General features: G+C 62.5%; 22 protein-coding genes. 10 read left to right on the top strand and 12 right to left on the bottom strand.

All coding sequences use genetic code 11. From position 1 onward, the window contains the following. Window positions 1-122: 122 nt before the first annotated feature. Window positions 123-941 (top strand): sugar phosphate isomerase/epimerase family protein, encoded by an 819-nt coding sequence (locus ACSQ8R_RS18670; RefSeq protein ID WP_436254747.1) that lies wholly within the window; start codon window positions 123-125, stop codon window positions 939-941. Window positions 942-979: 38 nt separating this feature from the next. On the opposite strand, the gene ACSQ8R_RS18675 is transcribed toward ACSQ8R_RS18670, so the two are convergent. Beyond that, window positions 980-1672 carry a GntR family transcriptional regulator gene (locus ACSQ8R_RS18675; RefSeq protein WP_113126889.1) on the bottom strand — a complete coding sequence of 231 codons (693 nt, stop codon included), beginning with the start codon at window positions 1670-1672 and terminating at the stop codon, window positions 980-982. A gap of 247 nt (window positions 1673-1919) precedes the next feature. Here ACSQ8R_RS18675 and ACSQ8R_RS18680 point away from each other — a divergent pair, with 247 nt between their 5' ends. Then, window positions 1920-3197 carry a cysteine desulfurase-like protein gene (locus ACSQ8R_RS18680; RefSeq protein WP_436254748.1) on the top strand — a complete coding sequence of 426 codons (1278 nt, stop codon included), beginning with the start codon at window positions 1920-1922 and terminating at the stop codon, window positions 3195-3197. A 144-nt stretch (window positions 3198-3341) separates the two neighbouring features. Here the strand turns inward: ACSQ8R_RS18680 and ACSQ8R_RS18685 are convergent, their stop codons facing one another. Genes ACSQ8R_RS18685 through ACSQ8R_RS18695 form a run of 3 tightly spaced genes read right to left on the bottom strand, consistent with a single transcriptional unit; the run spans window position 3342 to window position 5646 of the window. Continuing rightward, window positions 3342-3851, bottom strand: coding sequence for a flavin reductase (locus tag ACSQ8R_RS18685; RefSeq protein ID WP_436254749.1), 510 nt, complete (start codon window positions 3849-3851; stop codon window positions 3342-3344). After that, complete coding sequence (locus ACSQ8R_RS18690; RefSeq protein ID WP_436254750.1) at window positions 3848-4942, bottom strand: LLM class flavin-dependent oxidoreductase; 1095 nt, start codon at window positions 4940-4942, stop codon at window positions 3848-3850. Before ACSQ8R_RS18690 ends, ACSQ8R_RS18685 begins: the two co-directional genes overlap by 4 nt. After that, window positions 4939-5646 carry a GntR family transcriptional regulator gene (locus tag ACSQ8R_RS18695; protein ID WP_436254751.1) on the bottom strand — a complete coding sequence of 236 codons (708 nt, stop codon included), beginning with the start codon at window positions 5644-5646 and terminating at the stop codon, window positions 4939-4941. Before ACSQ8R_RS18695 ends, ACSQ8R_RS18690 begins: the two co-directional genes overlap by 4 nt. Before the next feature lie 191 nt (window positions 5647-5837). Between ACSQ8R_RS18695 and ACSQ8R_RS18700 the strand changes: the two genes are divergently transcribed. Next, complete coding sequence (locus tag ACSQ8R_RS18700; RefSeq protein ID WP_436254752.1) at window positions 5838-6593, top strand: HpcH/HpaI aldolase family protein; 756 nt, start codon at window positions 5838-5840, stop codon at window positions 6591-6593. A 27-nt stretch (window positions 6594-6620) separates the two neighbouring features. Beyond that, window positions 6621-7547 carry an NADP-dependent oxidoreductase gene (locus tag ACSQ8R_RS18705; protein WP_436254753.1) on the top strand — a complete coding sequence of 309 codons (927 nt, stop codon included), beginning with the start codon at window positions 6621-6623 and terminating at the stop codon, window positions 7545-7547. Window positions 7548-7552: 5 nt separating this feature from the next. Here the strand turns inward: ACSQ8R_RS18705 and ACSQ8R_RS18710 are convergent, their stop codons facing one another. Further along, window positions 7553-8359, bottom strand: a complete 807-nt coding sequence (locus tag ACSQ8R_RS18710; RefSeq protein WP_436254754.1) for an aspartate/glutamate racemase family protein — start codon at window positions 8357-8359, stop codon at window positions 7553-7555. Between the two features lie 98 nt (window positions 8360-8457). Between ACSQ8R_RS18710 and ACSQ8R_RS18715 the strand changes: the two genes are divergently transcribed. Then, complete coding sequence (locus ACSQ8R_RS18715) at window positions 8458-9000, top strand: winged helix DNA-binding protein (RefSeq protein WP_436254755.1); 543 nt, start codon at window positions 8458-8460, stop codon at window positions 8998-9000. Here the strand turns inward: ACSQ8R_RS18715 and ACSQ8R_RS18720 are convergent. The 6 genes from ACSQ8R_RS18720 to ACSQ8R_RS18745 form a co-directional block, all read right to left on the bottom strand. Then, entirely contained in the window at window positions 8979-9770 is a 792-nt protein-coding gene (locus tag ACSQ8R_RS18720) for a cyclase family protein (protein WP_436254756.1), read from the bottom strand. The genes ACSQ8R_RS18715 and ACSQ8R_RS18720 overlap by 22 nt on opposite strands. Next, the gene (locus ACSQ8R_RS18725) at window positions 9767-11011 is read right to left on the bottom strand and encodes an SDR family NAD(P)-dependent oxidoreductase (protein WP_436254757.1); all 1245 of its coding nucleotides are present in this window, start codon (window positions 11009-11011) and stop codon (window positions 9767-9769) included. The genes ACSQ8R_RS18720 and ACSQ8R_RS18725 overlap by 4 nt, the downstream gene beginning before the upstream one ends. Continuing rightward, complete coding sequence (locus tag ACSQ8R_RS18730) at window positions 11008-12186, bottom strand: thiolase family protein (RefSeq protein WP_436254758.1); 1179 nt, start codon at window positions 12184-12186, stop codon at window positions 11008-11010. Before ACSQ8R_RS18730 ends, ACSQ8R_RS18725 begins: the two co-directional genes overlap by 4 nt. Next, on the bottom strand, window positions 12186-12611 hold the full coding sequence (locus ACSQ8R_RS18735) for an organic hydroperoxide resistance protein (RefSeq protein WP_046631594.1): 426 nt from the start codon (window positions 12609-12611) through the stop codon (window positions 12186-12188). The genes ACSQ8R_RS18730 and ACSQ8R_RS18735 overlap by 1 nt, the downstream gene beginning before the upstream one ends. A 71-nt stretch (window positions 12612-12682) precedes the next feature. After that, window positions 12683-14296, bottom strand: coding sequence for an AMP-binding protein (locus ACSQ8R_RS18740; RefSeq protein WP_436254759.1), 1614 nt, complete (start codon window positions 14294-14296; stop codon window positions 12683-12685). Between the two features lie 10 nt (window positions 14297-14306). Further along, window positions 14307-14735, bottom strand: coding sequence for a hypothetical protein (locus tag ACSQ8R_RS18745; protein WP_436254760.1), 429 nt, complete (start codon window positions 14733-14735; stop codon window positions 14307-14309). A gap of 406 nt (window positions 14736-15141) precedes the next feature. On the opposite strand from ACSQ8R_RS18745, the gene ACSQ8R_RS18750 reads away from it, so the two are divergent. From ACSQ8R_RS18750 to ACSQ8R_RS18770, 5 genes are all read left to right on the top strand, one after another. Further along, a complete protein-coding gene (locus tag ACSQ8R_RS18750; RefSeq protein ID WP_436254761.1) occupies window positions 15142-16677 on the top strand; it encodes an ABC transporter substrate-binding protein in 1536 nt (511 codons plus the stop codon). A 76-nt stretch (window positions 16678-16753) separates the two neighbouring features. Further along, window positions 16754-17770 carry an ABC transporter permease gene (locus ACSQ8R_RS18755; protein WP_436254762.1) on the top strand — a complete coding sequence of 339 codons (1017 nt, stop codon included), beginning with the start codon at window positions 16754-16756 and terminating at the stop codon, window positions 17768-17770. Window position 17771: 1 nt separating this feature from the next. Further along, window positions 17772-18647, top strand: coding sequence for an ABC transporter permease (locus ACSQ8R_RS18760; protein WP_436254763.1), 876 nt, complete (start codon window positions 17772-17774; stop codon window positions 18645-18647). A 1-nt stretch (window position 18648) separates the two neighbouring features. Then, complete coding sequence (locus ACSQ8R_RS18765; RefSeq protein ID WP_436254764.1) at window positions 18649-20526, top strand: dipeptide ABC transporter ATP-binding protein; 1878 nt, start codon at window positions 18649-18651, stop codon at window positions 20524-20526. Beyond that, complete coding sequence (locus ACSQ8R_RS18770; RefSeq protein ID WP_436254765.1) at window positions 20523-21701, top strand: alpha-hydroxy acid oxidase; 1179 nt, start codon at window positions 20523-20525, stop codon at window positions 21699-21701. Before ACSQ8R_RS18765 ends, ACSQ8R_RS18770 begins: the two co-directional genes overlap by 4 nt. 16 nt (window positions 21702-21717) lie before the next feature. Here the strand turns inward: ACSQ8R_RS18770 and ACSQ8R_RS18775 are convergent, their stop codons facing one another. Further along, a complete protein-coding gene (locus ACSQ8R_RS18775) occupies window positions 21718-22422 on the bottom strand; it encodes a hypothetical protein (protein ID WP_436254766.1) in 705 nt (234 codons plus the stop codon). Window positions 22423-22573: the final 151 nt, after the last annotated feature.

The following is a 22573-nucleotide window of genomic DNA, read 5'->3' on the forward strand; positions in this document are numbered from 1 at the left end:
CTTCATGATCCTGCGTTACAAATGTAATATTGCCGACACAAAATTCTGACATGGAGGTCCGTGCGAGGATCTTCTTCCGGCGCATTCCCCTCCCCACATTTCCTTGTTTAATGGAGTTTTCCATGTCCTCCCTTCCCGTGATCGGCGCCGCCATGACGCTTGGCGAGCTCGAAATTCACCGCAACTGGCTTTTCGACAAGCAGCGCGATCTCGAACTCCAGGATTTCACCACGGCTGATGTTCTGAACGGCGACTGGACGCCGCTCGCCGAGCGCGCCCTGAAGCTGCTGGATGGTTTTGAAGGCCGTCTCGGCATCCACGGTCCGTTCTGGGGCTTCACCATCGCCTCCCAGGATCCGGACATCCGTGCCGTCGTCGCCAAGCGCCTGAAGCAGGGCCTCGACGTCTGCGCCGTGATCGGCGCGACCCAGATGGTCGCCCACAGCCCCTACACGACCTGGTCCTACAACAATCTCGACAACAACAGGGGCGAGGGCGAGCGCGTCCTCGAATACGTGCACCTGACCATGCGCGATGCCGTCAAGCAGGCCGAGGATATCGGCGCCGTGATCGTTCTGGAAAACATCGAGGATATCGACCAGCATATCCGCGTGGCGCTCGCCGACAGCTTCAATTCGCCGGCCGTCGCCGTGTCGATCGATACCGGCCATGCCCACTATGCGCATGGTTCGACGGGCGCTCCGCCGGTCGATTATTATGTGAAGGCAGCCGGCAACCGCCTGCAGCACGTGCACCTGCAGGATGCCGACGGTTACGCGGACCGCCACTGGGCGCTGGGGGAAGGCAATATCCTCTGGCCGTCAGTCTTCCAGGCACTTGCCGATATCACCAGCAATCCGCGCCTGATCGTCGAGATCAAGGACAAGTCGAAGATCCCGGCTTCGGTCGAATATCTCGCTTCGCTCGGCCTCGGCCAGTAAGCCTTTTCGGACGAAGGCCCCGGCGTACCGCGCCGGGGTCACCGCAGTTCCGGGGACATGTCCCGCAAATGCGACTGTGTGGCGAGTATATCCCCGACCATCATGTCGCGCGCGAGCGCACCGTTGCGCTCGCGAAGCGCCGCGACGATCCGGAAGTGATAGGACGAGAAGGGATGCGTGACGCCCTTGTCGAATTCCTTTTCCACATAGTTGGTCAGCATCCGCATATAGGGGCCGAACCGCAGCCAGAGCATCTCGATATGCTGCGGCAGCACCTCGGAACGCGACGCCTCGTAGATGCCGAAATGGAACTCCTGGTTCTTGCGCAGCATGCCATAGACGTCGCCGGCCTTGCCGGTTTCCTCGTGCTCGCGGGCGAGCGCCTCCGAACGGTCGATATCCTCGTCGCTCATATGCTTGGCCGCGAGTTCCGTCGCCAGGCCTTCGAGCGCGACACGCGCCTGGCAGAGATCGTCGAGCCGCTCGCGGGAAACCGCCGGTACCCGCGCCGACCCATTATGGCCGATCTCCAGCCCGTTCTCCGCCGCAAGCCTTCTCAGCGCCTCGCGCACCGGCATATGGCTGGTGCCGAACTCGGTTGCCAGCGACGAAATTGTGATCGCCTGCGATGGGGCAAACGAACCCCACATCAGCGCCCGGCGCAGCTGTTCGTAGACCGTATCCTGAACGGTCACGCGCGACGTGACCTTCAAAAGCCCGCTATCCGCCATCCTTGCCCTCAGATCCCGTTCAAATCACAACCAGGCCTCGCATAACGGGCCGCGCTCTTCAAGTCTCCTCGCGTCGGGTCATCCACTGCTCACGACGCAATTCCCCTTGATCAAATGCCGACCGCACAATAGAACATTTGAAAGTTTGATCAAATGCTCATTTGGCGAATATGCCAAACATAAACACGGGGAGGCTCGTTGTCACCTGCATCCCTCCTCATCAATCCACGACATCTGGGAGAAATCCATGAACACGCATGTGACGGCAGGCGACAATCTCGCCAAGGCTTTTCCGGTCGATGAACTCCGGCTGAAATTTCCAGCCCTCCAGAAATACAAGGACTTCATCTTCTTCGAAAACGCCGGCGGCTCCCAGGTGCCCCAGGCCGTCGTCGATGCGGTCGCGGCCCATCTCGTCGATTGCAACGTGCAGCGCATGGCGCCCTATCTGCACAGCCAGGGCGTCGACCGCACGATTGCCGAAGCGCGCGTTTCGGTTGGCCTGTTGGTCAATGCCTATCGTCCGGAGGAAATCTCCTTCGGCCTCAACGCCACGTCCTTCATCCGCCTCGTCAGCCTCGGCATCGCCAAGATGCTGCAGCAGCGCAACGAGATCATCGTCACCGACATGGACCACGACGCCAACATCGCCACCTGGACGGCGCTGGAAGCCGACGGCGCCAGGATCGTCTGGTGGAAGATGCGCGAAGACGGAACGTTGCATACCGACGACCTGAAGCCGCTCCTGAACGACAGGACCCGCCTCGTCGCATGCACCGTCACCGCCCATTCGATCGGCACGATCGTCGATGTCGCGACCGTCGGCAAGCTGGCGCACGCGGCTGGCGCCGAGGTCTTCCTCGACTGCGTGCATTACGGCCCGCACGCGCTGATCGACGTCCAGGCCTGGGGTTGCGACTACCTCGTCTGCTCCGGCTACAAGAATTTTTCACCGCATATGGGCTTCCTCTGGGGCCGCTATGATGCGCTGGTCAAGCTTCCCACCTTCAAGGAAGACTTCATTCCCGACGTACCGCCCTACAAGATCGAGGTCGGCACCTTCACCTACGAGAACGTCGCCGGCATGAATGCCGCCGTGCTTTACCTCGAAGACCTCGGCCGTAGGTTCCTTCCCGAAGGCGAGCATTCGCGCCGCGATGCGCTTGCCGCCGCCATGGGCGCCATCCGCGCCTATGAGCAGACGCTGTCGAAGAAGATGCTGTCGGTGCTGAAGAAACACGGCGCGACCATCTACGGCGTTTCGGACGAAGCCCAGGTGGAAAAGCGCGTTCCGACGATCTGCTTCAGCATTCCGGGCCTGACCCCGCAATATCTCTCGGCCCAACTCGGCGAGAACGGCATCGGCAGCCGCGACGGACACATGTTCGCGCCCCGCCTGATGAAGCGTCTCGGGCTCACCATGGAAACCGGCTGCATGCGGGTCTCCATGGTCCACTACAACAAGGCGGAAGAGATCGACCGCTTCGACACGGTGCTCGGCGAGATCATCGCCAAGGCCAAATAGACGAGAAGCCCCGCCGGAGGCCAGTTGGTTTCTCGAGGCCATGCTCGGGCCTGTCCCGAGCATCTGCCGGCATCAACGTTTGCAGATGCTCGGCACAAGGCCGAGCATGACGAGCGAACAATGAAGCTCGGCTATCAAGCCGGCTCACTTGAGATGGTGATAGCGGCGCCGGAAATAGACGAGCGCCTCTTCATCCGCCGGGCCATGGGCAATCCCGATGACCCGGCAGAACAGCACGTGATGCGTGCCGCTCGCCACCGCATTTTCCACTTCGCAATCGAACGAGACGATCGCATCGGTCAGCCTTGGCGATCCCGTTGCGCCAAGCACCCAGTCGCCCACCGCGAACCGGTCGTCCTGCGGCGTCGAGCCGCCAAACAGCTTCGACATCGCTTCGTGGCTGGCATTGAGCGTATTGACGCAGAGCACCCGGTTCTTCTCGAACATGCCGGCAACCGAGCTCGACCGGTTGAGGCAGACGATGAGCGTCGGCGGCCGGTCCGTCACGCTGCACACGGCCGAAGCCGTAAACCCCGCAAGCCCGCCCGGTCCGTCTGTCGTGACGATATTCACCGCCGCCGCCAGCCGCGCCATGCCTTCCCGGAAGGCCAGTCGCGTCGCTTCCACTTCGTCGCTCAGCATATCCACCGTCATTCCACCCTCAGTCCCGCTTTCCTCAACAAAGGCATGACACGATCACAGAAGAAAGGCAGCTCATAGGTGTAGTTCACGAAGGACATGGCAATACCGGAATACCCCTGTTCGGATATGGCGATCATGTCTTCGACGATCCTTTCCGGCGTGCCGACCAGCGGATAACCGCCCGCGCCGCCCGCAAACCGCTTGCGATAGAGATCGTAGGCGCTTTTGTCATGCGATTGGGTAAATTCCTTCTTGCCGGCCATATGCGCATCGACTGCCGCGTGATCCGCCATCGTCACCGCATAACGCTCGTAATAGTCCTCCGCCTCCTGCTGCGTTTCCCGGCAGACGACGTGGCACACCGTATAGGCGCCGACATCGCGGCCGAGTTGGTCCGCCCGGCTCCTGATATCTTCCACATGTTTTCCGGCTTCGGAAATCTCGGTGAAGGTGGTGAACAGATAGTCGCAGTTCTTCGCCGCGAAATCCCGGCCCGGCCCGCCGAAGGCAGCGTTCATGGTGACCGGTCGCGGCGACTGCAGGCTCGCCGGCCGGCTGACGACGTCCTTTAGCTTGTAATAGGTGCCGTCATAGTCGAACGGCGCATCGGACGTATAGGCCCGCTCCATGATCTCCAGCCATTCGTCGGCCTGGTCGTACCCCTTCTCCACCAGCGGTACTCCGAACATACCGAATTCCTTCGGGTTCCAGCCGCAGACGATGTTGAGGCCAGCCCGACCGCTGCTGATATGATCGACGGTCGCCAGCGCCTTCGCCGCATAGAGCGGGTGCACGAGCGGCACATGCACGGTCATGAAAAGGCCGATCCGCTCGGTGACCGAGGCAAGGCCGGCCGCCCAGGTGAACGTCTCGAACGACCATTCGCGCACCCGGTTCTTGCCGCCGAACCCCTTCCACCGCGCGATCGGCAGTAAGAAATCCAGCCCGCCCCGATCGGCGATCTGCACCGCGTTGAGATTGTCCTCCCAGCGCGCCTGCCAGCGTTCCGGCACGTCGGTAATCGCAAGCCCCCCGTCTGCATTCGGGGAAAACACCCCGAGTTTCAGTTTGCTGGGGCCTTTCAGCGGATGCGGCTTGATCATGCTGTTCCTCTCTTTTGTATTCTTCTGCGGGCGGGACGCTGCGCCTCCGCCTCTTCCAACTGGCGCCGCCGCACGGAAAGATAGGCCTCCTCCGCCGCGAACATGAAAAGCGTCATCCGGTCCTGCACCATCAGCGGATCGTGCGCCAGGAAGGCCGCGTGAATGCGGGAAAGGCCATCGATATACTGGCAGGCGGTATCCGGATCGGCGAACGTGCCGAGCCGCACGGACTGGAAATAATCGATGAAGCGGGAAATCGTCGCCGCCATGTGCGGATTGTTGACCGCCTTCAGCCAGGCATTGCGGAAATCCACATTGGCCGCCAGCAGCGCCGGAATGTCGCTTTGGTTCAGCGCCAACTCCACCCGGTTCATCGCCGCAGTAATTTCCGCCTCGATCTCGGGCGTCATGTCGCGGGCGGCACAGGCCGCAGCCCGCGGCTCGAGCTGCCGGCGCACTTCGAAAAGCCCGGAAATGTCCTCCAGTGACAATTCCCGCACCGCGAAACCGCGCGTCGTGCCGACCAGATACCCTTCCGAAACCAGCCGAAGCAGCGCCTCGCGCGCCGGCATGCGGGAGATGCCGTGGGCATTGGCGATCTCGGTATCCACCAGGCGATCGGTCGGCGAAACGGCACTCCGCTGCAGCTTAAGCCGCAGATCGGCATAAATCGCATCCACTAGATTGTCGTTCGGCTTCAACATGGAAATCTCCTGCCTAAACCGTATACAGATTTCTTCTATTTTCAACAAAATTCCGCTGGAAATCTCATAATCGCAAAAAATGCTTCAATTTCAGTATACTGTTTAATTGGCTTGCGGCTCCAGGAATTTTAGGCTTAAACTTTAGTTAGGCGCGCGTTCGAAACGTATCAGTATATTTCCAAGGCATCCCGATGAGCGACTTCCGCAAAAAATGTATCGGTCATGAACGCGTCATCGGCACCTTCGCGGCGATCCCTCATCCCGTCGCCATCGAAGTGACCGCCGCAGCCGGTCTCGATTTCATCTGCATTGACGCCGAACATGCCCAGATCGGCCGCGAACTCATCGAAAACCTCGTTCGTGCCGCGGACGTGCATCGCGTACCCGCCATGGTGCGCGTCCCGGGCCATGCCCCGGAATCGATCGCCGGCGCGCTGGATGCCGGAGCTGCCGGCGTACTGGTGCCACGGGTCTCGACCGCCGCCCAGGCCAAGGCGGCCGTTTTGGCGACCCGTTATCCGCCGGTCGGCGAACGCGGCGTCGGACCGGGACGCGCCGCGGGTTACGGTTACCGCATTCCCGACTACCTGCAATCTGCCAATGAAAGCCTCGTCCTCGCAATCCAGATCGAGACCGCCGAAGGGCTCGCCAATGTCGAGGAGATCGTCGCCGTCGAGGGTATCGACGTAATCTTCATCGGCCCGGGCGATCTATCCGTCTCGATCAACGCGATGGGGCCGGACGGAGCCGGGAAGCTCGACGCAGCCATTCGCAAGATCACCGACGCGGCCCGCAAGGCGGGCAAGGCCGTCGGCATCTTCCGCCCTTCTCCCGATGACGTCGGCAAATGGTCGCAGGCCGGCATCAGCTTCTATCTGCTTTCAAGCGATACGAGGTTCCTCGGCGCCGGCATCGCTGCCGACGTCACCGCGGCGCGCTCCGCGTAGCCGCAACAATTTTCCGGGAGTGAAGACGTGAAGGCCATCCAATACAACGAGCACGGCCCGGCCGATGTGATGCACTATGTCGATCTGCCCGATCCGGTTGCCGGACCCGGCCAGATCCTGGTGAAACTTGAGGCCGCCAGCGTCACGCCTTTCGACTGGAAGCTCCGCGCCGGTCATTTGCAAAGCCATTTCACCCTGCCGATGCCGAGCGTGCCCGGCCGCGACGGCGGCGGCACGGTGATCGCGGTCGGCGACGACGTCAAGGAATTCAAGGTGGGAGACCGGGCCGCGGTCATGGCCGGCGCCTTCGCCCAAGGCGGTTATGCGGAAATGATCGCCGTCGATGAAAAGCATGCTGTCAAGATTCCGGACAGCCTCTCCACCGTTGAGGCCGTGGCGCTGACCAATGCCGGCCTCAGCACCTGGATTGCGGTGCAGACTGCCGAAGTCAAATCCGGCGACAAGGTTCTCGTCCATTCCGGTTCCGGTGCGGTCGGCGGATTGCTGGTCCAGCTCTGCCACCACCTCGGAGCCCACGTGACCGCCACCTGCCGCTCGACCAATCGTGACTATGTGCTCGGCCTCGGTGCCGACCGCGTCATCGCCTATGACGAGGAGGATTTTTCCGAACTCCTTAGCGATCAGGATATCGTCTTCGAACTGATGGGCGGCGAAGTCCACGACAAGTCCTACAAGGTCTTGAAAAAGGGCGGCCACATGGTCTGGCTGGTCGCCGATCCGATCCGGGATCGCGGCGAGGAATTCGGCGTCAAGGTTACGCGCGCGATGATCACCGACGACAAGTCGGCGCTCCAATCGATAATGGATCTCGCCGGCGCGGGCCTACTCAAGCCCCAGATCGCCCGCACCATGCCCCTGTCGGCGGCGGCCGAAGCTCACCGACTAATGGAAAAAGGCGCCATCTCGCGTGGGCGCCTGATGCTGACGATGTGACGTTTTCAGGTGCCGCTTGGAAACAGCGGCGCCTGACGGCCCTTGGCGACGAACGTCCGAAAGTCCTCGATCGCGTGCTCGTTGGCGAGTGCGCAGAACGGCCCGCGGCTCACTTCGATGCCGTTGATCTTCTGCAGACGCACGTCCATCTCTGCGCTCTTCAGCGCCACCGCCGCCGTGTTGACGACCGGCGCATGCAGCACCTTGAACCCGTATTCCCCGCCGACCAGCAGGCCCGGCAGTACGCCTGCCGGCACCACGACATCGGCGCCATCGCGCACCAGCGGCTCGGCGCAGGCGGTGAAACCGGCAAGCATCCGCCACCGCGCCTCGTCATCGCCCGCAAAGGCGGCGCTGAAATCCGAAGGTTCGCAATTCATGCCGACCACGTGCTTCACGCGGCCACCAAGGCCATAGAGATCGGCCTGCTCGTAGTGCCAGGCCTGGAAGACGTCGTCGAGGGTGACGAGCGCCATGCGCCGCCCGAGCCGCGCCGCATAGTGCATGCAGACCTCGCCGGTACCGATCACCGGAATGGTCAGCGCCGACTTGAGCTCATAAAGGCCGGGGTCCTGGAAATGGCCGATGACGACCGCGTCGTAACCGCGGCTTGCCGCTTCCAGCCCGTTGTCGATCGCGATCGCCGCGCAGCGGAATTCCGCCAGCCGCCCGAAATGCCGGTCCGGCGGGCTGATGCCGAAAACATCCACTGTGGTGCCCGGCTCGGCGATCTTGTTCAGATAGCTGGAGAGCCGCTTCATATAGGCGGCACTTGAAGTGGCATCGATGAAACTTTGCCAGAAAATGCGCATGTTCCCCTCGTTTCGTTCGTTTGAGCGTGCGATTTTGCGCTCGTCAAAACCCCATTTTAAAGCTTTACTCCGATTGCAGAAACCAACCGGAGAGCCGTATGACTTCGCCGACCACGCCCGACAACCCGCTGAGCGATACGGCGGTCGAGATGTCGGAAGCCGCGCTGACGGAGTTCGAATGGTCGCTCTGGCGGATTTCCGCGGCCTTCCTGCGCTGGCAGTCGGAAAGCTCGAGCGAACTCGCCGGCGCCGGCCTGAGCGGCCTCGATACCGCCATCCTGCACACGATCCGCTACCGTAACAAGCCAAAGGGACTTGGCGAAATCTCCCGCCTGCTCGGCCGCGACGACACCGCCAACATTCAATACGCCATCAAGAAGCTGCAGACCCTGCAGCTGATCGAACGTGTCAAGGGCCGCTCGCGCAAGGACACGCTCTACACCCCGACCCGCAAGGGGACCAAGCTCACCCAGGACTACCGGGCACTGCGCCGGCACCTGCTGATTTCGCTGATCCAGAAGATGGACCATGCGGAACAGGGGCTTGGCGACGCGACGGAGATGCTGGAGCTGCTGACAAGCTTCTACGACACGGCCGCCCGGCGCGTGGCGAGCGGGTCTCATCCGGTCGAGCGCTCCTGAACGAGCGCGAGCACGCGCAACGGACTTCCCGAGCCGTTCTGGATCTTCAGCGGCGCCGCAAAGATCATCGCACCCTTCGGGGGCAATTGGTCAAGATTGATGAGGCATTGCAGCCCGTAGCGGCCAGCGCCATGAAGGTAGTGATGCGCCGGATAGGGCGGCGAGAAATGCCCCGCCTGCCCGGCATCCGTACCGATCGTTTCCGTCCCGAAACCGATAATGTCCCGTTCCGCGACCAGCCAGCACATGACTTCCGCATCCGGCCCGGGCGTATGGGCGCCGTCGGCAAGCAGGTTTGCATAGGCGACGCCTGACTTCTTCGACCAGTCGGTTCGGAGCAGGACCCAAGAGCGCGCCGGGATGCGGCCGTGCTGTTCTTCCCATTTGACGACATCCGAAACGGTCAGCAGGAAATCCGCATCTTCGCTTGCCTGTTGCGAACAATCGATCACGCAGGCCGGCGCGATCATGTCGGCCGGCGGCAGCGTATCGACGGAATTGAGCGGCAGGTCGCGGCCCGTATACCAGTGGATCGGCGCATCGAAATGGGTGCCCGTGTGCTCGCCGAACGAGAGGTTGTTCCAGTACCACGCGGGGCCGCCGCCATCGTAGCGGGAAATCCTCTCGATGCGGAATGGCGCGGATTGCCCCAGTTCCGGCGGCATGACGATGACCGGGAAATCCGGCGACAGCGTGTGGGTAAGATCGACGACGCGGACCGCACCGCTCGCCAAGGCTCCGGCGAATTTGCCCAGAATATCGTCGCTCATTGGCCGGCCTCCCGCTCGACGGCTTTCGGATTGTCGAACAGCCGCGCCTCGATATCCTTGGCGACATCACCGACATAAATATCTTCCAGACCGCGCTTCAATCCGTCGAGAACGGCGTCGGCCAGAGCCTTGGGCGCCACCTTCGGCGGCGGCACCATCTGGAACCATTCGGTATCGAGCGGCCCGGCGAAGGCGTTGAGAACCCGGATGCCGCCCGGCCGAAGCTCGGTGCGCAGCCATTGCGACAACGACAGGCAGGCGGCATGTGCCGCGGAATGGACGCCGAATTGCGGTGCATTGCTGAGGCCGTGCACCGAGAGCACGTTGACCCAGGCAACGGCGCCGGTCGCGCCGTCGGCGCCGCGCGAGCGCATTACCGGACCAAAAGCCTGGGCGAGGCGCATCAGTCCCATCACGGTATGATCCATCGCCTCGCGCGCGGCATTGGCGGCACCCGCATCGAACAGATGCGCCGGCCGGACATGATCGGCGGTGTTGATCAGGATCTCGACCTTGGCGCCGATATCCATCGCCAGATCCTGCACGGAACGCTCGCTTGTCAGGTCCAGATCGACGAGTTCGACCCCCTCGATCGCCTCCAGCGGCGCCTGCTGGTCAAATGGCTTCCAGCGGTCGGCCACGCCGACGAAGATCCTGGCCGCCCCCGCCTTCTTGAGAGCCTGCGCCAGCGGCAATGCAAGCGGGCCGCGCCCGTCGGTGATCAAAACCCGGCGGTGCTTCGGATCGGCGGTCATCTCGCGCCATTGCGGATCGTCTTCCATGTGCGGCACCTCCGAAACGGGTTTGGCGAAGAACACGGCCTGTCCAGCCCGGTCCAGCTGCAGGGACAGCCTGAGCCGGCTACCGGGTCCGCCGCAATCGCCATGCAAATGCACGACGGCGACCGGTCCGCAATCGAGTTGAACCAGCCCGGTGCGCCAGGGCATGTGTTCGCGGAAATAGGGATCGCTGGTGACCTCGATCCGGGTTTCCGACAGCAGCGAACCACCGGTCGGCGCGTCCTGGAACGTCAGATCCGACGAAAGGCAGTTCGGGCAGGCTTCGCGCGCCGGATATGTATAGCGCCCGCATTCGCCGCAGCATTGCAGCATGAAGCGGCCGGTCGCGGCCGCAAGCGTCAACCCATGCGCCTTGCGGCTGCGCGCTTGAGGCGGCAGCAGCGGCTGCGTGGTGCGGGCGAGCGGATTTTTGCGTTTCGGCCTGGCGAGAGGTTCGGTCATGACGCCCTCGCCAGGATAGCGGCCGCTGAAGCGAGCCCGCGGTCGTAGTTGATCATGCCGAAACCCGAAACCAGCCCGAGCTTCGCATCCTTGACCTGTCGGCCCTCCGCCGTCCCCAGAAGCTGCCGCATCGCCTCGGTAATACCGAGATGCCCGCCGGCCGCCCCCGCCTGACCAACCGAAAGCTGGCCGCCGGAGGTGTTGTGCGGGAAGGATCCGTCCACCGTGAACGTGTGCTGGCGCACGAAATCCGGCCCCTCGCCCTTGGCGCAGAAACCCAGATCCTCGAACTGCATCATCGAGATCACCGCATAATCGTCATAGGTTTGAACAAAATCCATATCGCCGGGCGCCCAACCGGCCATGCCGTAAAGCTCGTCGCGATCGACCACCCAGCCGCCCCGCACCTGCACTGGATCCTCGGCAAACGCATTGTGCCGCTCGATGGCCGACAGCAGCCGGACGAAGGGAAGCCCCAGCGAAGTGGCCGTCTCCTCGCGCATCACCAGAAAGGCTTCCGCACCGGCGCAGGGCATGACGCAATCGAACAGATGGAAGGGCTCGGCGATCGCGCGCGCCGACATGTATTGCTCCAGCGTCAGCGGCTTCTTCATCAGCGCATCGGGATTGCGCAGCGCGTTGTCGCGCTGGGCGACGCAGAGCTTGCCGAAATCCTCGCGCGTCGCGCCGTAGCGATCCATGTAGTGGCGGGCAATCAGCGCGAAACTGCCGTTGGCGCCGCCGGCACCATAGGGATAGACGGCATCCTGCGAAAACCGGGAGAAGCCGGCCAGCAGATTGCGGAAACTATCGACCCGGTTGGTGTCGGCCGCCACGCAGGCGACGATATCCGCATCACCCGCCTGCACTGCCCGTGCCGCCCGGCGGAGCGAGACGATACCCGCGGCCCCGCCCATCGGCACGTGATCGATATGGCGCGGCGACAGCCCGAAATGCTGCGTGAGAGCGACGGCCACATCCGGCCCCATGGTGAAGCTTGCGACCGAAAAGCCGTCGAAATCCCGGTGGCTGATGCCGGCGCCGTCGGCCAGGGCCCTCAACGCCTTGCCCATCCACCAATGCGCGGTCTCGATGGAATAGCGCTGGTAGGGTACCGTCACCGGTACCGCCAGAACCACGCCGTCATAGGATTTCCGCGCGCGGGAAAAGGCCATCAGGCCACCGTCAGCTTGACGTCGACATTGCCGCGCGTCGCATTGGAATAGGGGCAGCGCTCATGCGCGCCGGCAACGATCTCTTCCGCGACCGCACGCTCGATGCCGGGCAAGGACGCCACAAGCTCGACCGCCAGCGCGTAACCGACCGGCACCGGGCCGATGCCGACCTTGGCGGTAATCGAAACGTCGTCGGGCAGCGCGATCTTGCTGGTGCGCGCCACCAGCTTCACCGCGCCGAGAAAACAGGCCGCATAACCGGCTGCGAAAAGCTGCTCCGGGTTGGTTCCCTCGCCGCCCGGGCCACCGAGTCCCTTCGGTACCGAAAGATTGACGGCAAAGCTGCCGTCCGTGCTCTGCGCTTTCCCTTCCCGACCGCCGTGCGCTGTAACGGACGTCTCGTAGAGGATCTTTTCCGGGGTCATGCATGCCTCCATATCATGATTTAAGCTGTGATTTATGGTATATCAGATGCAACGGAGAACCGTAAGAGAATTCAGCCCGACTTGCGGATCGATGCCTTCAGCTTCCTGAGATCGATCGCCGAACCATCCTCGACCGCCTTCGCCGCCATCGTCTTGATCTCGCCGCGCTGCAATTTCTGGGTCGAACTCACCGGCAGCCTGTCGATAAAAACCAGGTAGCCGGGCAGTTTGTGATAGGCGATATGGACGCCGGCCGCCTCGATGATCCGCTTCGCCTTTTCGAGCGGCTCGCCCCCTCCGCCGGTCTCGCTTTCGACGATGAAGGCGAAAACCTCCTCGCCGCGCAGATCGTCCGGCACCGGCGTCACCGCCGAAGCCTTGACAGCCGGGTCCTTGGCGAGCGCGGCTTCCACTTCCAGCACGGCGATGTTCTCGCCGCTGCGCCGCACGATGCTCTTCTTACGGTCGAAGAAATAGAGGAGCCCCTTCTCATCGGCATAAACGACGTCGCCGGTGTGGAACCAGCCGCCTTCCCACGCCTCCTCGGTCGCCTTTTCGTCGTTGAGATAACCGCTGAAGAAACCGTCGCGCGGGTTGGCGCCTTTGGCGCGTACCAGCAGTTCACCCGGCTTGCCGATTTCCGCATCATTCCCCGCGTCATCGACGATGCGGAAATCCATGCCGGCACGCGGCCGGCCGATGCAGCGCAGGCCCGGCATGTAATCGTCCGCCGCGGTGGTGGTCACGGCCCGTCCGCCGGTTTCGGTCATCGCCCAGGCCTCGACGATCGGGATGCCGTAGCGCGCCTCGAATTCGATCTTGTGACGGGCGTCGACGCCCGGTCCCAGCGCGAATTTCACCTTGTGCGCCCGCTCGGCTTCGACGGCCGGCAGCTGCAGCAGGATCGCGGGAATGACGCCGAGACAGTGAATGATCGTCGCGCCGGAATCGGCGATCGACGCCCACCAGCTGCTCGAATGGAAGCGGTCGAGCGGCACGATCGCACCGCCCTTCATGATCATGCCGACCGCCGTGCAGCCCAGCGCATTCATATGGAACATCGGCAGCGGCGTCAGCGCAACCTCGGTTCCCTCGTCCATCGTAGCGATGCCGCCCTGCGTCGTGTACCATTCGGCGATACCGATGAAATAGATGTTCGAGAGAATGCAGCCCTTGGGTTTGCCGGTGCTGCCGGAGGTGAACAGCAGCGCGCATTCCGCTTCCGGACCGCCCGGCCTTGCCTCGCGCGTTTGCGGCGAGGACGGAATGTCGTCACCGGCGGTGATCACCGTCACCTTGCCGGGCGCGATGTCCCGCAGGTCATCCAGCCGCTCGCGGATGACCACCATTAGCAGCGCCTCCGCCATGTCGAGCTGGAAGATCAGTTCGTCGCGGCGCAGATCGGGATTGATCGGCACGATCGAGACGCCGATCGCGTTCAGCGCCAGCCAATAGTCGAAGAACTCCGGACGGTTTTCGAGGAGGAGGGCCACGCGGGCTCCGATCCCGTATCCGGCCGCCGCGAACTTCTGCTTCAGGAGACCGACGCGTGCGAAAACCTGGCCATAGCTATGGCGAAAGCCCTCGGGCGCATAGGGGAGCTTGGCGCTGGCCGGCGCGATCAGCATCGGCGCATCCGGACCCTTCAGCGCCTGGTTCTCGAATAGCAGGTAGGGAGAATGCATGGCTCTATCCTTATGTCCGTTCCAGGATGCCCTTGATCAGGAACATCTCGGCCTCGTGGATCGTGCCGAACTGGATCCACTCCGCATCCGTCTGCGTCTCCAGCCGCCAGGTCAGCAGCGTCACCACGCACTTGTCCGGCCCCATGCGCAGGAGCTCGCCGGGAATGACGCGCGACATGTTGCGGAACTGCATGGCTTCCTTGGCCGCGCCGACTTCGTAATCCACCTGGAAGCGGGCGCGGTCGATATTGAGCCGCACGAATGTCTGCTTTCCCGTGAAGGTCGAGGTGCCGCAGAAGAGGCCGGGCTCCACCTCGGTACGGTTGAGGCTGCCCCAGGCCCACTGCCCCTGCTTCAGCCCGTCCGACATGAGCTCGAAGGCGACCACCGCCGGGCGCTCCACCATGATGCTGCTGGAATGACAATGCGGATCGATCATGAGCGTCCCTCTTTCAGTCGCGTTGAGGCGTCATTTCGCTAAAAGACATTTTAAGCATAAAATAATTGGAAAAGACGTCAACGGATTTTTACGATCCTCGCTTTTGACCAGCCAATCGGCGTTCGGCGTCCCCTGAGGTCCCTCAACCTGCAGGCTGACAAAACCCCCGCATTTTCGGCCTTCTACACGCATAAGTCGACGCCGTTCTCAATTTCTCACGATCGGAAATTTTAGGCTTGAAGTAATTTATACCTCGTTCTACGATCCCCTCAATTGTTAAGGGGACGACCGCGAAAAGCGGCTCAAAAGAAAAAATCGAAGCCCCTGGCAGGATTGCAGGCTTGCGTTTCACCAACCGCCGCAGGTCCGTCGGTCGTAATCGACGGGCAGAACCAGAGGGATCGTCATGACTTTTGAAATCGACCGCAGAAATCTCCTGCAGATGCTCGGCCTGGCCGCGGTCAGCGGCTCCGTGCTCTCGCAGGCCACAATCGCCTTCGCTGCAGATACCGACAACGTCACCATCGGCTGGCCGTCCGACGTGCCGTCCTGGGACCCGAACCTCCGCTTCGTTCCGGATGCCCAGCCGCTCTTCAAGATGGTCTTCGACCAGCCGCTCGACCAGTCGCCGGACCTGAAGCTGATCGCCAATCTCATCACCAAATGGGAATTGAAGCCGGATGGCCTTTCGATGCCGTTCGAGATCCGCAGCGACGTGAAGTTCCACAACGGCGATCCGATGACGATGGAGGACTTCAAATACACCTTCGTCGATCGCATCAAGTCCGGCCTGAAGCTCGATATCGCCAATTCCTGGCGCACGCTCACCGACATCGAGATCCTCTCGCCGACCTCGGGCGTGATGAAATTCTCCGCCCCGACCCCGACCGCGCCGCAATGGCTCGCCTTCCTCGGCAGCTACCTCGTGCCGAAGAAATATATCGAATCCGTCGGCCCGGAAGAATTCGCCAAGAAGCCGATCGGCACCGGCCCCTACAAGCTGGTCGATTACCAGATGAATTCGCGCATCGTGCTGGAGCGCAACGACGCCTATTTCGGCACCAAGCCGAAGATCAAACGCGTCACGATCGACATCATCAAGGATCCGTCGGCCCGTACCGCCGCCATCCAGTCCGGCCAGGTGGACCTGACCGTCAACATTCCGGTCCGTGAGGCCGAGCGTCTCGGCAAGACGGAAGGCCTGACGGCCGAGATCAATCCCTTCACCCGCCTGATCCTCTTGCAGATGCGCAACGACAAGGGGTTCACGGACATGGCCGTCCGCCTTGCAGCCCATCACGCGATCGACAAGGCGGCGCTCTCCAAGGCCTTCTATGGTGGCGCGGCAGTGCCGCTCTCCGTACCGGCGACGCCGGGCACGCCGGGCTACCTGCCCGATTATAAGTTCGCCTACGATCCGGAACTGTCGAAGAAGCTCTTGGCCGATGCGGGTTACACCGCGGACAAGCCGGCGACCTTTACGCTTGCCGCCACCAACGGCCAGTTCCCGAGCGATTTCGATATCGCCAGGGCGCTGGTGCAGATGTGGCAGAAGGTCGGCCTGAAGGTCGAGCTGCAGCAGATCGAATATTCCAAGTATTTCGAACTGAACCGCGGCGGCCAATTGCCGGAAGCGACCCTTTACAGCTTCGACAACGCTACCGGCGACCCGGAAATCTTCTCCGGTTACCTGATGAACCCGAAGATGCCGTTCGGCGCCTGGAAGGGTCCGGAGATTGGCGACAAGATCCTCAAACTCTTTGTCGAGCCGGTCTACGAGAAGCGCATCGCCGGCTATAAGGCCGTCGCGCAGGAAGCCGTCGAAACGGGCGCCAATATCCCGATCCTGCAGAGCGTCCAGACGCTGGTCAAAAAGAAGAGCCTCAACTACGTCAAATACGGCAATGCCTGGGTCCTGGGCAGCACCATGTCCTGGTCCTGATACCGGCTGACATAGCCATCAAGGGGTCCGGGTACGCCCGGACCCATTCCTTCACATCGTCATATGGGGCATGCGCATGATTGCGACCATTGCCAAGCTCTTGGTAAAGCGTGTCCTCACCGCGATACCAATCCTGCTGCTTGTTTCTGCGCTTCTCTTCTGCATCCTGCGCATCCTGCCGGTCGATCCCGCCGCGATGTCGCTGCCACCCAATGCGACGGTCCAGGAAGTCGAGGCCATGCGCACGGAAATGGGGCTCAACCTGCCGCTCTACCAGCAATACGGCATCTGGTTGAACAAGCTCTTCCATGGCGATATCGGCCGCTCCATCCATTTCCGTCAGGACGTGACGAGCCTGATCAGCTCGACCTTGCCCGCCACCATCGAGCTTGCCGTCATCGCCATGGTGGTCGCCACCGTCTTCGGCCTCGCCGGCGGCCTCTTCCTGTTTTACGTGCGCGGCACCCGCGCCGAAGCGGTGATGGATTTTCTCTCCATCCTTCTGCTCTCGCTTCCCGAATTTCTCTGGAGCCTGTTCCTGCTCCTGATCTTCGGCGTCTTTTTTGAAGTTCTGCCCTTCACCGGGCGGCTGAGCCCCGGTTTCGAACGCCCGGTCGTCACCGGATTCCTGCTGCTCGACAGCCTGATCACCGGCAATATCTCGACCTTCTTCAACGCGCTGGAGCATATGATCCTGCCTTGCCTCGCGCTCGGCATCGCGCTGTCTCCGTCGCTGATGCGCGTGCTGCGCTCAAGCCTGCTCGATGCATACCAGGACGACTACATCCAGCAGGCGCGGCTTCGCGGGCTTTCGGAAAAGCGCATCCTGATCCGCCACGGCCTGAAGAACGCCATCCTGCCGACGCTGAGCCTGATGGGCGTGCAGTTCGGCTTCCTGTTCGGCGGCACGCTGCTCGTCGAGATCATCTATTCCTATCCGGGCATGGGCAATCTGATGGTCGATGCGATCCGCAATGCGGACCTGCCGATCATCCAGGGCGCAGGCCTCACCTATTGCGTCGCCGTTCTGGTGATCAGCATCGTGATCGACAGTCTCTACCTGATCCTCAACCCGAAACTGAGGGTGCGCTGACATGCTACAATATGCGAAGGGGCGACCGCTTCCGCTCTGGCTGAAATCCGGCCGCGTCCAGACAGGCCTGGTGATCATCTTCATTCTGGCTATCTGCGCGATTTTCGCCCCCTATCTGGCGCCCAACGATCCGAACGAACAGAACCTGCTGTCGATCCTGACCCCGCCCGCCTGGGCCGATGGCGGCGATGCGATGTTTCCGCTCGGCACGGACAGCCTCGGTCGATGCGTCCTGTCCCGCCTGATATTCGGCGCCCGCGTGGCGCTGACGGTCGCCTTCAGCGCCTCGATCGGCGCGATGATCATCGGCGCCTTCTTCGCCCACGTCGCCGGTTATTTCGGCGGCTGGGTGGATTGGGTGATCGGTCGCATCGTCGAGATCTGGCTGTCCTTCCCTCCGGTCATTCTGTCCCTGATCCTGATGGTTGGCCTCGGCACCGGACTGCGCAACGTCGTGCTTGCCATCATCCTGGTCGACTGGACCCGTTTCTGTCGCGTGCTGCGAAGCGAAGTCATCGTCCTGCGCCGACGCGACTACGTTTCTGCCGCGCAACTCATCGGCTTTTCCCACTGGCGCACCATCACCCGCGAAATCCTGCCCGGAACCCTGCCGCTGCTGATCACACTGATGAGCCTCGAAATGGGCGTCGCCATCATCGTCGAAGCGATCCTTTCCTTCGTCGGCATGAGCGTCGGCTCGGAAACGGCTGCCTGGGGCCAGATGATCGCCGATGCGCGCCAGAACATCTACGAGGCGCCGTTCAACCTGATCGCGCCGATCTTCGCGATCTTCTTCGCGGTCTTCGGTTTCAATATCCTGGGCGACGGCCTGCGCCGTACCCTCGATACGCGCCTGACCCAGACGGAGCGCACCTGACATGGCCATTCTTTCAGCCAGAAATCCCATTCTTTCGGCCAAAAATCTTTGCGTTGAATCGCTTGGAGCGAAGGAAAGCTTCCCGGTCCTGACAGACCTCAATTTTTCGCTCGAGCCCGGCAAGATCCTCGGCCTGGTCGGCGAATCCGGTGCCGGCAAGTCGATGATCGGCCGCACCATCTCGCAATACCTGCCGAAGGGTTTTGCCGTCACCAAGGGCACCCTTTCCTTCGATGGCGAAGACCTGGTGTCGATGGCGGCGGAACGTCGGCGCAACCTTCTCGGCCGTGACATCGCCTTCATTCCGCAGGAGCCGCTTTCCGGCCTCAACCCGGTGCTGACAGTCGGCCAGCAGATCAAGGAACACCTTCTACGCATCGGCCTTGCCTCCGGGGAGCACTGGCGCGAGCGGGCGCTCAGGGAATTCGAGGCCGTCCATCTGCCGCATGGCGCCGCGCTGCTGGAAAAATACCCGCACCAGCTTTCCGGCGGCATGTGCCAGCGCATCCTGATCGCCATGGCCTTTGCCAGCCGTCCGCGCCTGCTGATCGCCGACGAGCCGACCACCGCGCTCGACGTCACCATCCAGGCTCGCATCGTCAAGCTGATCGCCGAAATGCAGAAACGCGACGGCACGGCGGTGATCTTCATCACCCACGACCTGCGCCTCGCCTCGCAGATCAGCGACGAGATCATGGTGCTCTATGCCGGCCGGCCGGCCGAGCGCGGCCCGGCAAAACAGCTTTTCTCGGCACCGGCGCATCCCTATACGCGCTGCCTGCAGCTCGCCAACCCAAACATATCGGGCCCGCGCCGCGGCCTCTTCATCCTGCCGGAACGCATGCCGGGGCTACGCGTATTGAAGGAACTGAAGGGGTGCCGCTTCGCTTCCCGCTGTCCGAACGCGATCGAGGCCTGCACCCGCGCCGAACCGCCCCTCGCCGATATCGGCCCGAACCATATCGCCGCCTGCATCCGCACCGAGAAGACGCCGGACATCGTGCCGCCGCCGCTGGCACCCGGCCGCGAGGTCGCCTCGACCAAGATCCATCTCAACGGCGAGAAACTGACCAAGGCCTATACGACGGCCTGGAGCCCGTTCGCCAAGCGCAGCAGCTTCAAGGCCGTCAACAGCGTCGATTTTTCGCTCGGCGAGGGGGAGTTCGTCGGCATCGTCGGCGAGAGCGGCAGCGGCAAGAGCTCGCTCGCCCGCCTCGTCGTCGGCCTCGATACGCCGACAGGCGGCAAGATCACGCTGGCCGGTCGCGACGTTACCGGCAACAGCAATGCCGAACGGGCCTATCGCCGCGAATTTATCCAGATGGTCTTCCAGGACCCGCAATCGGCGCTCAACCCACGCCGTCGCATCGGCAGCATCGTCACCCAGGCAAGCGAGGCGAGCGGTCTGCACAACAGTACCCGCGAACGCATGGACCGCGCCGCCGAACTCTTGAAGGAAATCGGCCTGCCGCCGGATGCGGCGACACGTTTCCCCTCCCAGCTTTCAGGCGGCCAGAAGCAGCGCGTCAACATTGCCCGCGCGCTTTGCACCCTGCCGCGCATCCTCGTCGCCGACGAGATCGTCTCCGGCCTCGACGTGTCGGTGCAGGCGCAACTTCTCGACCTTCTCCTGAAGCTTCGCGATGAGCACGGCTTCTCGATGCTGTTCATCAGCCACGACCTGTCGGTCGTCCGTTATCTCTGCGATCGGGTGATGGTTATGTATCGCGGCGAGGTCGTGGAAAGCGGCCGGACGGAAACCGTGTTCGCCGACCCGCAGCACGCCTATACCCGCAGCCTGCTCGCCGCCGTGCCGCCGGACGACGTCAACGCCGAATGGTCGCCGGTATTGGCGGAAGCCGGCTATCAGGTCGAATGATGGCGATTGCCGGTCGGAGATATTACGACGGCAGGGATATCAGCCGCGCCGTCACCATCGCCGACCTGCAGGCCATGGCGCGCAACCGTCTCCCCGCTTTCGTGCTGGAATATCTCGAAGGCGGCGCCGAGGACGAATGGACGCTCCGCCGCAACCGCCAGATCTTTTCCGAAATCGAATTCCGCCCCTCGACGCTGACCGGCGTCGGCGTGCCCGATCTTTCGACGACGATCTTTGGCCGGAAGATGCGGCTACCACTCATCGTTGCCCCGACCGGCTTCAATGGTCTGTTCCAGCATCAGGGAGATCGGCTGCTCGCGGAAGCCGCCGCCAAAGCCGGTGTGACCTTCACCCAGAGCACCGTCTCCAATATGCGGATCGAGGAACTTTCCAACATCCCCAACCTCTCCCACTGGATGCAGCTTTACGTCTTCCGCTCCCAGACCTTCATGGACGAGCTGGTCGGCCGCGCCGAAAGGGCCGGCTGCCAGGCGCTGATGGTGACGACCGACGCAGCCACCTTCGGCAACCGCGAATGGGACCGCCGCAACTATCGTGCCGGCATGGACCCGACCTTCCGCCACAAGCTTGATATTCTCTGCCATCCACGCTGGGCACTGTCGGTCATGGCGCGCGGCATTCCGCCCTTCGGCAACCTCCTCGATTTCCTGCCCGCGGACCAGCAGACCTTTGCCCGCACCGCCATCTGGTCGCGCGAACAGGTGGAGCCGGACCTTCACTGGAGCCACATCCGCCATCTGCGGAAAATCTGGAAGCGCCCGCTGATCGTCAAGGGCGTCATGACGATGCGCGATGCGGAGCTGGCGATGGATGCGGGTGCCGACGGCATCGTTATCAGCAATCACGGCGGCCGCCAGCTCGACGGGGCGCCTTCGCCGATCACTGTCCTGCCAAAAATCGCCGGCAAGCTGAAGGGCAGGATCACCATCCTCGCCGACAGCGGCTTTCGCCGCGGCACCGACATCGTCAAGGCCCTGGCGCTCGGCGCCGATGCGGTCATGACCGGCCGTGCGACACTCTATGGCCTCGCCGCCGGAGGTGAGGCGGGTGCCACCCGCGCCATCACCATCCTCGAAGAGGAAATCCGCCGCACCCTGGCGCTTCTCGGCTGCCGCTCGGTCGCGGATCTCGACCGCGACCATATCAAGCTCTGAACAGCCTCACCGCCCCTCACGGGACGATGATCTGCGTCTCCATCGGGAAGTGGGAATTGCCGCCTTCGAAGGGCGGGAAGGTCTTGAAGTCCTCGCGCATTGCGATGCGCGCCGGCGACTGCAGCGCGGCCTGCAGTGCCGCCGGGCTGTCGAACATCACCCGGTTGCGCTGCATGTGGTTGACCCGCTCCCACGGAAGGAAACCGCACCAGTCGATCCGCGACAGGACCTCGATCTTGCGGATACCCGGGAAGGTTCGCATCACCTGCGGATGATGGCTGACATAATGGTGCATCCAGACGTTCAGGTCCTCCGCCGGTCCGGTATAGTGCACCACGTATGAACAGGGATTGCCGTTCTTTTCCATATCGAGCCTGGCTTCATCGACCGGGAAATGCCGCGCATACATGGCCTGCTGCGTGCCCTTCGCGCCGCGGATGCTCGAAAGCACGCCGGAAGCCGCAAGCTGATGCAGGTGGCCTGCCGGTGCCATGGCGTCTTCCAGATCGGTCAGGTCGTTGAAATAGAGCTGCATGCCGAAGATCGGCGACTGCTCGTCTTTGTTGTACATGTCCTTGGTGACTTCAGGCGTATAGAGATTGGCAGCGGTCAACCCGGGAGTGAGCTTGACGATCTCGGCGACGGTCTCGACATCCGCCTTGCTCACGGCGAGCTCGCTGCCATCGGTGTTTTCGAAAAAGGCGAAATAGGCAAAACGCATGGCTTGGATTCCTGCTTCCATAATGGGACCGCAACGATTGCCGGCGGCCCCTGTTCCCCTGTCGTGAGCCACTATCGAACCGCAGGAAGCGAAAAACAAGTTTATACCTAAACTATTTTTTGCCTCGTTTGCCGGCCAGGGACGGACCGCC

The organism is Neorhizobium sp. LjRoot104 (assembly GCF_964253725.1).
Classification (GTDB): Bacteria; Pseudomonadota; Alphaproteobacteria; order Rhizobiales; family Rhizobiaceae; genus Neorhizobium.